At 60.2% G+C, this 13,626-nt stretch carries 10 protein-coding genes and 1 tRNA gene; all 11 read left to right on the forward strand.

What is annotated here, in order from left to right:
• Window positions 1-527: EF-Tu/IF-2/RF-3 family GTPase (locus tag KYG_RS21665; protein WP_008906423.1), on the forward strand; the 527-nt coding region annotated here is incomplete at its 5' end.
• Between the two features lie 12 nt (window positions 528-539).
• Window positions 540-615, forward strand: a tRNA-Trp gene (locus KYG_RS21670).
• Between the two features lie 91 nt (window positions 616-706).
• Window positions 707-1,093, forward strand: coding sequence for a preprotein translocase subunit SecE (secE, locus tag KYG_RS21675; RefSeq protein WP_008907080.1), 387 nt, complete (start codon window positions 707-709; stop codon window positions 1,091-1,093).
• Window positions 1,090-1,686 carry a transcription termination/antitermination protein NusG gene (nusG, locus tag KYG_RS21680; protein ID WP_008907081.1) on the forward strand — a complete coding sequence of 199 codons (597 nt, stop codon included), beginning with the start codon at window positions 1,090-1,092 and terminating at the stop codon, window positions 1,684-1,686. Before secE ends, nusG begins: the two co-directional genes overlap by 4 nt.
• A gap of 137 nt (window positions 1,687-1,823) precedes the next feature.
• Window positions 1,824-2,255, forward strand: a complete 432-nt coding sequence (rplK, locus tag KYG_RS21685; RefSeq protein ID WP_008907082.1) for a 50S ribosomal protein L11 — start codon at window positions 1,824-1,826, stop codon at window positions 2,253-2,255.
• Window positions 2,256-2,951 (forward strand): 50S ribosomal protein L1, encoded by a 696-nt coding sequence (gene rplA / locus KYG_RS21690; protein ID WP_008907083.1) that lies wholly within the window; start codon window positions 2,256-2,258, stop codon window positions 2,949-2,951.
• 240 nt (window positions 2,952-3,191) lie between these two features.
• Window positions 3,192-3,716, forward strand: a complete 525-nt coding sequence (gene rplJ / locus KYG_RS21695) for a 50S ribosomal protein L10 (protein ID WP_034695835.1) — start codon at window positions 3,192-3,194, stop codon at window positions 3,714-3,716.
• A 40-nt stretch (window positions 3,717-3,756) separates the two neighbouring features.
• A complete protein-coding gene (rplL, locus tag KYG_RS21700) occupies window positions 3,757-4,134 on the forward strand; it encodes a 50S ribosomal protein L7/L12 (protein ID WP_008907085.1) in 378 nt (125 codons plus the stop codon).
• Window positions 4,135-4,400: 266 nt separating this feature from the next.
• Window positions 4,401-8,513, forward strand: a complete 4,113-nt coding sequence (gene rpoB / locus KYG_RS21705; RefSeq protein ID WP_008907086.1) for a DNA-directed RNA polymerase subunit beta — start codon at window positions 4,401-4,403, stop codon at window positions 8,511-8,513.
• Between the two features lie 131 nt (window positions 8,514-8,644).
• Entirely contained in the window at window positions 8,645-12,880 is a 4,236-nt protein-coding gene (rpoC, locus tag KYG_RS21710; RefSeq protein ID WP_008907087.1) for a DNA-directed RNA polymerase subunit beta', read from the forward strand.
• Between the two features lie 153 nt (window positions 12,881-13,033).
• Window positions 13,034-13,618, forward strand: a complete 585-nt coding sequence (locus tag KYG_RS21715) for a LemA family protein (RefSeq protein ID WP_008907088.1) — start codon at window positions 13,034-13,036, stop codon at window positions 13,616-13,618.
• Window positions 13,619-13,626 lie beyond the last annotated feature (8 nt).

A 13,626-nucleotide genomic window follows, 5' to 3' on the forward strand; every position in this document is an offset into this window, starting at 1 on the left:
CGATCTCTGGTCGCGGCACCGTGGTGACCGGCCGTATCGAGCGCGGCATCATCAAGGTCGGCGAAGAAATCGAAATCGTCGGTATCAAGGACACTGTCAAGACCACCTGCACCGGCGTGGAAATGTTCCGCAAGCTGCTGGACCAGGGCCAGGCTGGCGACAACGTCGGCCTGCTGCTGCGCGGCACCAAGCGCGAAGACGTGGAGCGTGGCCAGGTGTTGTGCAAGCCCGGCTCGATCAAGCCCCACACGCACTTCACCGCTGAAGTGTATGTGCTGAGCAAGGACGAAGGCGGCCGCCACACCCCCTTCTTCAACAACTACCGTCCCCAGTTCTACTTCCGTACCACGGACGTGACCGGCGCCATCGAGCTGCCAGCCGACAAGGAAATGGTCATGCCTGGCGACAACGTGTCGATCACTGTGAAGCTGATCAACCCCATCGCCATGGAAGAAGGTCTGCGCTTCGCTATCCGCGAAGGCGGCCGTACCGTCGGCGCTGGCGTCGTGGCCAAGATCATTGCTTAATTGGCAGGATACAGGGGTATAGCTCAATTGGCAGAGCGTCGGTCTCCAAAACCGAAGGTTGTAGGTTCGATTCCTACTGCCCCTGCCACTTGAAAGTGGCCCAAAACAAGCCCGCCAGACCCTGGCGGGCTTCGGCGTCTTAGGTGACACCGTGTTCAGAAGCAGGAAATATTTCAAAGATGGCCACTTCACAGGTTGAAACTGTCAATACCGGCGCAGACAAGATCAAGCTCGCAGCAGTTGTGGCTTTGGTGGTCGCTTCGGTGGCGGGCTTTTATTTGCTGAGCAAGCAAGGACCGATTGCTCAATGGGGGGCGCTCATTGCTGGGCTGATTGCCGCAGCAGGAATGTTTTTGGTCTCCGAGCCTGGCCGCCAGTTTGTAGCCTTTGCCAAGGATGCTTGGCGTGAAGTGAAGAAGGTCGTGTGGCCCACCCGCAAGGAAACCTTGCAGATGACCGCCTACGTGTTTGCATTTGTTGTGGTGATGGCGCTTTTCCTGTGGCTCACCGACAAGACGCTGGAATGGGTCTTGTACGACTTGGTTTTAGGTTGGAGGAAGTCATGACCACGGCTGCGGAAATCACTGGAGCGGAAGCTCCTGCCGGCGCTGCTGCATCGGCGAATCCAGACTTGCGCTGGTACATCGTCCATGCCTATTCGGGCATGGAAAAGGCGGTGGAACGCAACATTCTGGAGCGTATCGGTCGCTCTGGCATGCAGGACAAATTTGGCCGTATTCTCGTCCCGACCGAAGAAGTTGTGGAGATGAAAAACGGTCAGCGTAAAACGACCGAGCGTCGGCTTTTTCCTGGCTACGTATTCGTCGAAATGGTCATGGACGACGACACCTGGCACTTGGTGAAGCACACCAACAAGGTGACTGGATTTGTGGGTGGGGCAAAGAATCGGCCAGCCCCCATTTCTGAAGAAGAAGTCCAGAAAATTGTCAGCCAGATGCAGGAAGGCACGGACAAGCCTCGCCACAAGATCGAGTTTATGGTGGGTGAGTTGGTCCGGGTCAAGGAAGGGCCCTTCACAGACTTTAATGGCTCTGTGGAAGAAGTGAATTATGAAAAGAGCCGCGTACGCGTCTCTGTCATGATTTTCGGTCGCTCAACGCCGGTTGAGTTGGAATTCGGTCAGGTAGAAAAAACCTGAAGCCTGCACCCTCAGGCATGGATCTGGATGTCGCACTTTTCGGCTCGGTGCGAACATTTTGATAGCGAGTCGTTAACCCCGGGGAGCCACAAGCTGCGTAGTGCGGCGCTGGCGTTATCACCCGCAAGGAGTAAAGCATGGCGAAAAAAATCGTCGGTTTTATCAAGCTGCAAGTTCCAGCTGGTAAGGCCAACCCGTCACCACCCATTGGTCCCGCACTGGGCCAGCGCGGTCTCAACATCATGGAGTTCTGCAAGGCGTTCAACGCCCAGACCCAAGGTGTGGAGCCAGGTCTGCCATTGCCCGTGGTCATCACGGCATTTGCGGACAAGAGCTTTACCTTCATCATCAAGACGCCTCCCGCGACGACCCTGATCAAGAAGGCCATCAAGCTCGAAAAGGGTTCTTCCAATGCCCTGAAGACCAAGGTTGGCAAGATCACGCGCGAACAGCTCGAAGAGATCGCCAAGACCAAGATGAAGGACATGAACGCCGCTAACGTTGACGCTGCTGTCCGTACGCTGGCTGGTTCCGCACGCTCGATGGGCGTGACGGTGGAGGGTTTGTAAATGGCCAAGTTGACGAAAAAGCAAAAGGCCCTGCAGGGCAAGGTTGACAGCACCAAGCTGTACGCTTTTGCAGATGCAGTGGCGCTCGTGAAAGAAGCTGCAACGGCCAAGTTCGATGAGTCCATCGACGTGGCAGTGCAACTGGGCATCGATGCCAAGAAGTCGGATCAAGTGGTGCGTGGCGCCGTGGTGCTGCCCAATGGCACTGGCAAGACGACCCGCGTGGCTGTGTTTGCGCAAGGCGCCAAGGCAGATGAAGCCAAGGCTGCAGGTGCTGACATCGTTGGCATGGACGACTTGGCCGCCATGGTCAAGGCTGGTGACATGCCTTTCGACGTGGTGATTGCTGCCCCTGACGCCATGCGCGTTGTGGGTACCCTGGGCCAGATCCTCGGCCCTCGTGGACTGATGCCTAACCCCAAGGTTGGCACCGTGACCCCTGACGTCGCCACCGCTGTGAAGAACGCCAAGGCTGGTCAAGTGCAGTTCCGCGTGGACAAGGCCGGTATCGTGCACAGCACCATTGGCCGCCGCTCGTTCGACAACGAAAAGCTGCAAGGCAATCTGGCTGCGCTGATCGATGCCCTGAACAAGGCCAAGCCAGCTTCTAGCAAGGGCCTGTACCTGCGCAAGGTTGCTGTGTCCTCCACGATGGGCGTTGGCGTCCGCGTGGATACGCAATCCATCGCAGCGTAATTGCGATAAAAAATCTTCGGGCCTGTCAAAGGGCCTGATGTGGTGGGCTGCAGGTGGTGCAATACCTGCCTGCAGGCCATCCAAGACCGTTGGTGTGTGGCTCGCCGCACTTAATCCCCTTGTGGGGCCAACGCAGATGGCGATCCCGCTGCAGATGGAATTCGTTCCGAAACAGTTGGTCGCTGCAACAAGAGCGCGCAGGAGGGTGCAAGCCTGAATGCGCAATTTAAGGAGTAGACCTTGAGTCTTAATCGCAGTGAGAAAGAAGCGGTCATCAGTGAAGTGACCAGCCTCGCCGCTAAAGCTCAAACGCTTGTGATCGCGGAATACCGTGGCATCACGGTCGCCGACATGACCAAACTGCGCGTTGATGCACGCAGCAAGGGTGTGAGCCTGAGTGTTCTGAAGAACACCCTGGCCCGCCGTGCTGTGGCAGGCAGCCAGTTTGACGTGGTGGCTGACCAGATGACTGGTCCCCTGATCTATGGCTTCTCCGAAGACGCCGTGGCCGCCGCGAAAGTGGTGGCTGACTTTGCGAAGACCAACGACAAGTTGGTGATTCGCGGTGGCGCTTTCGGTGGTAAAGCCCTGGACGTTAACGGCGTGAAGCAACTGGCCAACATTCCTTCCAAGGAAGTTCTGCTGGCTCAGATTTGTGGCTTGCTTATGTCCCCCATGTCGCGTACGGCCGTTGTGCTGGGCGCACTGGCGGCGAAAAAAGGCGAAGGCGCAGCCGCTCCGGCCGCCGAACCTGCAGCAGCTTGATAGCTGGGCAGTCAACCAACACAATTGTTAGGAAATCAAAATGGCATTCGATAAAGACGCATTTTTGACCGCGCTGGACAGCATGACGGTTCTGGAACTCAATGACCTGGTGAAGGCCATTGAAGAGAAGTTTGGCGTGAGCGCTGCAGCCATGGCTGCTCCTGCTGCCGCTGGTGGTGGCGCTGGCGCTGCTGCTGCCGAAGAAAAGACGGAATTCAACGTGGTGCTGACGGAAGCCGGCGCCAACAAGGTGTCCGTCATCAAGGCAGTGCGCGAAATCACCGGCCTGGGCCTCAAGGAAGCCAAGGACCTGGTGGACGGCGCTCCCAAGAACGTCAAGGAAGGCATTGCCAAGGCCGACGCCGAAGCAGCCGTCAAGAAGCTGGTGGAAGCCGGCGCCAAGGCCGAACTCAAGTAATTCGGTCTTGCTCAAGGGCTGGAGTGCTCCTCAAAGGGCCTCCAGCCTTTGGTGCTTTCAGAGAGCACCCGTAAGCCCCGTTCGCAACGAGGCTTTCGAGTGTCTTCTGACAACCCCGACAGCAGAAGACGCCTTGGTTCGGGTGATGTGCAACGCATCACCGTCCGCCATGGTTGGTAGTGGCCAACCGCCAAGCCCATAAGGACAACGCTCCTTGTGGGTCAGTCGTCGAAGACCCAGGACTCATGTCTTTGCCCGGAGATCTCATGGCCTATTCCTACACCGAACGCAAGCGAATTCGCAAAAGTTTCGGCACCCGCGATAGCGTGCTCGAAGTTCCTTATCTGCTGCAGATGCAGAAGGATGCCTACACCGCTTTCTTGCAGGCTGATAAAGCACCCCAAAAACGTACCATTGAAGGTCTTCAGGCTGCATTTGACGCCGCCTTCCCCATCGTCTCCCACAACGGGTTTGTGGAGATGAAGTTCATCGAATACAACCTGGCCAAGCCGGCTTTTGACGTGCGCGAGTGCCAGACACGTGGTCTGACCTTTGCCTCGGCCGTGCGCGCCAAGGTTCAGCTGATCATCTATGACCGCGAGTCCTCGACATCGCAGTCCAAGGTGGTCAAGGAAGTGAAGGAGCAAGAGGTCTACATGGGTGAAGTGCCCCTGATGACCGACAAGGGCTCGTTCATCATCAACGGTACCGAGCGCGTGATCGTGTCGCAGTTGCCCCGTTCGCCTGGCGTGTTCTTTGAACACGACAAGGGCAAGACGCACAGCTCGGGCAAGCTGCTGTTCTCGGCACGGATCATTCCATACCGTGGCTCATGGCTGGATTTCGAGTTCGACCCCAAGGACATCCTGTACTTCCGTGTGGACCGCCGCCGCAAGATGCCGGTCACGATCCTGCTCAAGGCCATCGGCCTGAACCCCGAGTCCATCCTGGCGAACTTCTTCGTCAACGACAATTTCCGCCTGATGGACAGTGGCGCGCAGATGGAATTCGTGTCCGAGCGCCTCAAGGGTGAAGTGGCGCGCTTTGACATTACCGACAAGAGCGGCAAGGTCATCGTCGCCAAGGACAAGCGCATCACCGCGCGCCACACCCGTGAGCTGGAGCAGTCTGGCACCACGCACATCAGCGTGCCCGAAGACTTCCTCATTGGCCGCGTGGTCGCCCGCAATATTGTGGACGCCGACACCGGCGAAATCATCGCCAAGGCCAACGAAGAGCTGACCGAAGCGCTGCTCAAGAAGCTGCGCTCTGCTGGCGTGCAAGACCTGCAGGTCATCTACACCAACGAACTCGACCAAGGTGCCTACATCTCGCAAACGCTGCGCATCGATGAAACGGTGGACGAGTTTGCTGCGCGCGTGGCCATCTACCGCATGATGCGTCCTGGCGAACCGCCGACGGAAGACGCCGTGCAGGCGTTGTTCCAGCGCCTGTTCTACAACCCCGACACGTACGACCTGTCGCGCGTGGGCCGCATGAAGTTCAACGCCAAGATTGGCCGCGACGAATCCACCGGCCCCATGGTGCTGTCCAACGAAGACATCCTGGCCGTGGTCAAGATTCTGGTGGACCTGCGCAACGGCAACGGCGAAGTCGATGACATCGATCACCTGGGCAACCGCCGCGTGCGTTGCGTGGGCGAGCTGGCCGAAAACCAGTACCGCACCGGCCTCGCACGTATCGAGAAGGCTGTAAAGGAACGTCTGGGCCAGGCCGAGCAAGAGCCGCTGATGCCCCACGACCTGATCAACAGCAAGCCGATCTCGGCCGCACTGAAGGAATTCTTCGGCGCATCCCAGCTGTCGCAGTTCATGGACCAGACCAACCCGCTGGCGGAAATCACGCACAAGCGCCGCGTGTCCGCACTGGGCCCAGGCGGTCTGACCCGCGAACGTGCAGGCTTTGAAGTGCGTGACGTGCACGTGACCCACTATGGCCGCGTCTGCCCTATCGAAACGCCTGAAGGCCCGAACATTGGTCTGATCAACTCGCTGGCCCTGTACGCCCGCCTGAACGAGTACGGTTTCATTGAAACCCCGTACCGTCGCGTGGTGGATGGCAAGGTGACCAACGACATCGATTACCTCTCTGCCATCGAAGAAGGCAAGTACGTGATTGCGCAGGCGAATGCGCAGCTCGACAAGGACGGCCGCCTGACGGGCGAACTGGTCTCCGCCCGTGAAAAGGGTGAGTCCATCCTGTGCGGCGCAGACCGTGTGCAGTACATGGACGTGTCGCCTGCACAGATCGTTTCCGTGGCGGCTTCGCTGGTTCCGTTCCTGGAGCACGACGATGCGAACCGCGCACTGATGGGCGCCAACATGTCGCGCCAGGCCGTGCCTGTGCTGCGCCCCGAAAAGCCGCTGGTCGGCACGGGTATCGAGCGCGTTGCTGCAGTCGATTCCGGCACGGTGGTCACGGCCAACCGTGGTGGCATCGTGGATTACGTGGATGCCACCCGCATCGTGGTGCGCGTGAACGACGCCGAAGCCGTGGCTGGCGAAGTGGGCGTGGACATCTACAACCTGATCAAGTACCAGCGTTCGAACCAGAACACCAACATCCACCAGCGCCCCATCGTCAAGAAGGGCGACATGCTGGTCAAGGGTGATGTGATCGCCGACGGCGCATCGACGGACTTTGGCGAAATCGCCATCGGCCAGAACATGCTGATCGCGTTCATGCCCTGGAACGGCTACAACTTCGAAGACTCGATCCTGATCTCCGAACGCGTGGTGGCCGAAGACCGCTACACCTCGATCCACATCGAGGAACTGGTGGTGATGGCCCGCGACACCAAGCTGGGCGCCGAAGAAATCACGCGCGACATTCCGAATCTGTCGGAACAGCAGCTGAACCGCCTGGACGAGTCCGGCATCATCTACGTGGGCGCCGAAGTGCAGCCCGGCGATACGCTGGTGGGCAAGGTCACGCCCAAGGGCGAAACCACCCTCACGCCCGAAGAGAAGCTCCTGCGCGCCATCTTCGGCGAGAAGGCATCGGATGTGAAGGACACCTCGCTGCGCGTGGACCAGGGCTCGCAAGGCACGGTGATCGACGTGCAGGTGTTCACCCGCGAAGGCATCCAGCGCGACAAGCGCGCCCAGCAGATCATCGACGATGAACTCAAGCGCTTCCGCCTCGACCTGAACGACCAGCTGCGCATTGTGGAAGCCGACGCCTTTGATCGTATCGAGAAGCTGCTGACCGGTCGCGTGGCCAACGGTGGCCCGCAAAAGCTGGCCAAGGGCACGAAGATCGACAAGGCTTACCTGGCCTCGGTGGAGAAGTTCCACTGGTTTGACATCCGCCCTGCGGAAGACGAAGTCGCCACCCAGCTCGAATCCATCAAGAATTCGCTGGAGCAGACGCGCCACAGCTTCGACCTGGCTTTTGAAGAAAAGCGCAAGAAGCTCACGCAAGGCGACGAGCTGCCCGCTGGCGTGCTCAAGATGGTTAAGGTGTACCTGGCCGTCAAGCGCCGCCTGCAGCCTGGTGACAAGATGGCAGGCCGCCACGGTAACAAGGGTGTGGTGTCCAAGATCGTTCCCGTCGAAGACATGCCTTACATGGCCGACGGCACCCCTGCCGACATCGTTCTGAACCCGCTGGGCGTGCCATCGCGGATGAACATTGGTCAGGTGCTGGAAGTTCACCTGGGCTGGGCCGGCAAGGGCATTGGCCAGCGCATCGGCAACATGCTGCAGGAGCAGGCCAAGGCCGCTGAAGTGCGCAAGTTCCTCGAAGAGGTGTACAACTCGCGCGGCCGCACGGAAGACCTCTCGCTGCTCAGCGATGACGACGTGATGGCCATGGCTGCCAACCTGACCAACGGTGTGCCCTATGCGACGCCCGTGTTCGATGGTGCTTCGGAAGAAGAAATCAAGGACATGCTCAAGATCGCCTACCCGGACGACATCGCCGAACGCAAGGGCCTCACGCCCACCCGCACGCAGGCTTACCTGTTTGACGGCCGCACGGGCGAGCGCTTTGAGCGCCCGACCACCATCGGCTACATGCATTACCTGAAGCTGCACCACTTGGTGGACGACAAGATGCACGCCCGCTCGACTGGTCCTTACTCGCTCGTCACGCAGCAGCCGCTGGGTGGTAAGGCGCAGTTCGGTGGCCAGCGTTTCGGGGAAATGGAAGTGTGGGCGCTGGAAGCGTACGGCGCCGCCTACGTGCTGCAGGAAATGCTGACCGTGAAGTCCGACGATGTGGTGGGCCGTACCAAGGTGTACGAATCCATCGTCAAGGGCGAACACGCCATCGAAGCCGGCATGCCGGAATCGTTCAATGTGCTGGTCAAGGAAATTCGTTCCCTGGGCCTGGACATCGAACTCGAACGCTCCTGAACAGGATCGGGATTATTAAAAAAGTGAGCTGCTAGCGCTTGTTAATAAAGGCTTTGCGTATGTTTAAGCATCCAAAGCCCCGTGTATCAAGCGCTGGTAGCTATGATTTTTGACGAAAAGGAAAGAGTCACATGAAATCGCTACTCGACCTGTTCAAGCAATTTACGCCGGATGAGCACTTTGACGCCATCCGCATTGGCATGGCCTCGCCCGAGAAGATCCGTTCGTGGTCTTTCGGTGAAGTGAAGAAGCCCGAAACCATCAACTACCGTACGTTCAAGCCCGAGCGCGACGGCCTGTTCTGCGCCAAGATTTTTGGTCCTATCAAGGACTACGAATGCCTGTGCGGCAAGTACAAGCGCCTGAAGCACCGCGGCGTGATCTGCGAGAAGTGCGGCGTGGAAGTCACGCAGACCAAGGTGCGCCGCGAGCGCATGGGCCACATCGATCTGGCCGCGCCTTGCGCCCACATCTGGTTCCTGAAGTCGCTGCCATCGCGTCTGGGCCTGGTGCTGGACATGACCCTGCGCGACATCGAACGCGTGCTGTACTTTGAAGCCTACGTGGTGACCGACCCCGGCATGACCCCGCTGAAGAAGTTCAGCATCATGTCCGAGGACGACTACGACGCCAAGCGCAAGGAATACGGCGACGAATTCATCGCCAAGATGGGCGCTGAAGGCATCAAGGACCTGCTGGAATCCATCGACATCGACCTGTCGATCGAGAAGCTGCGCGGCGACCTGACCGGCTCCGAAGTCAAGGTCAAGAAGAACGCCAAGCGCCTGAAGGTGCTGGAAGCGTTCAAGAAGTCGGGCATCAAGCCCGAGTGGATGGTGCTGGAAGTGCTGCCCGTGCTGCCCCCGGACCTGCGTCCGCTGGTGCCGCTGGACGGTGGCCGCTTCGCCACATCCGACCTGAACGACCTGTACCGCCGCGTCATCAACCGCAACTCGCGTCTGCGCCGCCTGCTGGAGCTGAAGGCCCCTGAAATCATCGCGCGCAACGAAAAGCGGATGCTGCAAGAGGCTGTCGATTCGCTGTTGGACAACGGCCGCCGTGGCAAGGCCATGACCGGCGCCAATAAGCGCGCACTGAAGTCCCTGGCTGACATGATCAAGGGTAAGTCGGGCCGCTTCCGCCAGAACTTGCTGGGTAAGCGCGTGGACTACTCCGGTCGTTCCGTGATTACCGTGGGCCCAACGCTCAAGCTGCACCAGTGCGGTCTGCCCAAGCTGATGGCGCTGGAGCTGTTCAAGCCCTTCATCTTCTCGCGCCTCGAAGCCATGGGCATCGCGACGACGATCAAGGCCGCCAAGAAGGAAGTCGAATCCGGCACCCCCGTGGTGTGGGACATTCTGGAAGAGGTCATCAAAGAGCACCCCGTGATGCTGAACCGTGCGCCTACGCTGCACCGTTTGGGTATCCAGGCCTTTGAGCCCATCCTGATCGAAGGCAAGGCCATCCAGTTGCACCCCCTCGTTTGCGCGGCCTTCAACGCCGACTTCGACGGTGACCAGATGGCTGTTCACGTGCCGCTGTCGGTGGAAGCGCAGATGGAAGCCCGCACGCTGATGCTGGCCTCCAACAACGTGCTGTTCCCTGCGTCGGGCGAGCCCTCCATCGTGCCTTCGCAGGACGTGGTGCTGGGCCTGTACTACGCCACCCGCGACCGCATCAACGGCAAGGGCGAAGGCCTGGTGTTTGCCGATACCGGCGAAGTGCAACGTGCCCTGGACGCTGGCGAAGTGGAGCTGGCCGCCAAGATCACGGTGCGCATGACCGAGTGGACCAAGGACAAGGAAACCGGCGAATTCGTGCCGTCGTACTCTCTGGTCGAAACCACGGCGGGCCGTGCGCTGCTGTCTGAAATCCTCCCCAAGGGGTTGCCGTTCTCGCACATGAACAAGGCGCTCAAGAAGAAGGAAATCTCCAAGCTCATCAACGTGTCCTTCCGCAAGTGCGGCCTGAAGGAAACCGTGGTGTTTGCCGACAAGCTGCTGCAAAACGGCTTTCGCCTGGCCACACGCGCCGGTATCTCCATCGCCATTGACGACATGCTGGTGCCGCCGCAAAAGGCCGGCATCATCGAGCGCTCCGAGAAGGAAGTCAAAGAGATCGAACAGCAGTATGTGTCCGGTCTGGTGACGTCTGGCGAGCGCTACAACAAGGTGGTGGACATCTGGGGCAAGGCCGGTGACGAAGTCTCCAAGGTGATGATGGCCCAGCTGTCCAAGCAGAAGGTCATGGACCGCCACGGCAAGGAAGTGGATCAGGAGTCCTTCAACTCCATCTACATGATGGCCGACTCCGGCGCCCGTGGCTCTGCCGCCCAGATCCGCCAGGTGGCCGGTATGCGGGGTCTGATGGCCAAGCCAGACGGCTCGATCATCGAAACGCCCATCACCGCGAACTTCCGCGAAGGCCTGAACGTGCTGGAGTACTTCATCTCCACCCACGGTGCCCGTAAGGGTCTGGCCGACACGGCGCTGAAGACGGCCAACTCGGGTTACCTCACGCGCCGTCTGGTGGACGTGACGCAGGATCTGGTCGTGACCGAAGAGGACTGCGGCACTTCCAATGGTTCGCTGATGCGCGCCATCGTCGAAGGTGGTGAAGTGATCGAGTCGCTGCGCGACCGTATCCTGGGCCGCACCGCCGCCGAAGACGTGCTGCACCCCGAAACCCGCGCTGTGCTGGTCGAAGCGGGCGTGATGCTCGAAGAAGACGTGATCGAAGAGCTGGAAAGCGCTGGCGTGGACGAAGTGAAGGTGCGTACCGCACTGACCTGCGAAACCCGCTATGGCCTGTGCGCCAAGTGCTATGGCCGCGACCTGGGCCGTGGCGGCCTGATCAACCTCGGCGAAGCCGTGGGTGTGATCGCTGCCCAGTCCATCGGCGAGCCCGGCACGCAGCTGACCATGCGTACGTTCCACATCGGTGGTGCCGCTTCGCGTGCTGCCATCGCGTCCAGCGTGGAAGCCAAGTCCAACGGCGTGATCGGCTTCAATGCCACGATGCGCTACGTGAGCAACACCAAGGGCGAGCTGGTGGTGATTGCACGTTCGGGTGAGATCATCATCCAGGACGAGCATGGCCGCGAGCGTGAGCGCCACAAGGTGCCTTACGGCGCCACGCTGACGGTGAAGGCCGACCAGCAGATCAAGGCCGGCACGATCCTGGCCAACTGGGATCCGCTGACGCGACCCATCATCACCGAGTTCGCCGGTCAGACCAAGTTCGAGAACGTCGAAGAAGGCCTCACCGTTGCCAAGCAGGTCGATGAAGTGACCGGCCTGTCCACGCTGGTGGTGATCGACCCCAAGCGCCGCGGCGCTGCCAAGGTCGTTCGTCCGCAGGTCAAGCTGATTGACGCCCAGGGCAACGAGGTGAAGATCCCCGGCACCGACCACTCGGTGACCATCGGCTTCCAGGTGGGCGCTCTGATCCAGGTGCGCGACGGCCAGGATGTGGGCCCCGGCGAAGTGCTGGCGCGTATTCCGGTCGAAGGCCAGAAGACCCGCGACATTACCGGCGGTCTGCCCCGCGTGGCCGAGCTGTTCGAAGCCCGTACGCCCAAGGACAAGGGCACGCTGGCCGAGATGACCGGTACCGTGTCGTTCGGCAAGGAAACCAAGGGCAAGGTCCGCCTGCAGATCACCGATCCTGAAGGCCACGTGTTCGAAGAACTCGTGCCCAAGGAAAAGAACATCCTGGTGCACGAAGGCCAGGTGGTGAACAAGGGCGAATCGATTGTGGACGGCCCGGCCGACCCGCAGGACATCCTGCGTTTGCTGGGTATCGAAGAGCTGTCGCGCTACATCGTCGATGAAGTGCAGGACGTGTACCGCTTGCAGGGCGTGAAGATCAACGACAAGCACATCGAGGTGATCGTTCGCCAGATGCTGCGCCGCGTCGTGGTCGAGAACGTCGGCGAGTCGAACTACATTGCCGGTGAACAGGTCGAGCGTTCCGAGATCCTCAACACCAACGAGGCACTGCAGTCCGAAGGCAAGATTCCTGCGACCTACAGCAACCTGCTGCTGGGTATCACGAAGGCATCGCTGTCGACCGACTCGTTCATCTCCGCCGCTTCCTTCCAGGAAACCACCCGCGTGCTTACCGAGGCGGCCATCATGGGCAAGCGCGACGAGCTGCGTGGCCTGAAGGAAAACGTGATCGTGGGTCGCTTGATCCCGGCTGGTACCGGCCTGGCCTACCACCAGGCACGCAAGGCCAAGGACGCCATGGACGACGCAGAGCGCCGTGCCATCGCCGAAGCCGAAGCCGCCGAGATGGAAGCCCAGGGCGAAGCAACGGAAGTCGAAGGCAGCGCATCCGCCGCTACCGACGCAGCCGCTGACTAAGCTCCCGGGCTGGCTCCAGAAAGCTCCCGTCCTGTCCCTGGCAGGCCGGGAGCTTTTTTCTGGGGACACGCAGAAAGATCGATCCCCCTGGATCGTTTTGATTGTCTTTTTCGGGCCGGTAATGCGCAGTTCATGCCAAACCGGCCAATGAGCATGTGGTCATCGCCCCTTTTCTGGATTGTTTTTGCCATCGCCATGTTCTGGGCGCTGGGCGCGTACAACCGTCTGATGCGCTTGCGCTCGGCCGTGGTGCAGGCGTTTGGCAGTTTTGATGCGCACATGGTGCGGCAGCTCGCGTTTCTGGGCGAGGTCGATGCATCGCATGCCGCACAGGCACCCGAGCTCGCTGGCGCCGCAGCGCCCGAGATGGCCGCCTTGCAAGGTGCCGCTACCCAGCTGAGTGCGTCGCTGGCCATGGCCCGTGCGCGGCCTCTCAAGCCCGACGCCGTAGCAGCGCTGGCGGCGGCGCGTGAGGTGCTGCATGCCTGCTGGCAGAAGGTCGACCGCGGCATGCCAGCGCAAAGCGTCGCCGCCACGCCTGCAGGGGCTGATTCCGCGGTCGTGCCTCCATCGGTGCCCAGGGCACTGGGCGCGCGGTGGCAGGAGCTTGTTCAGCAAAACGAACAGGCGATTGGTGTGTTCAACGATGCGGTGTTGCACTACAACGCCGCCATTGCCCAGTTTCCGGCCAGTGTTCTGGCCTGGGTGTTCGGATTCAAGGCCGCACGCGGGCTGTAGACAGTAAG

This window comes from Acidovorax sp. NO-1 (assembly GCF_000238595.1).
GTDB lineage: Bacteria > Pseudomonadota > Gammaproteobacteria > Burkholderiales > Burkholderiaceae_C > Acidovorax.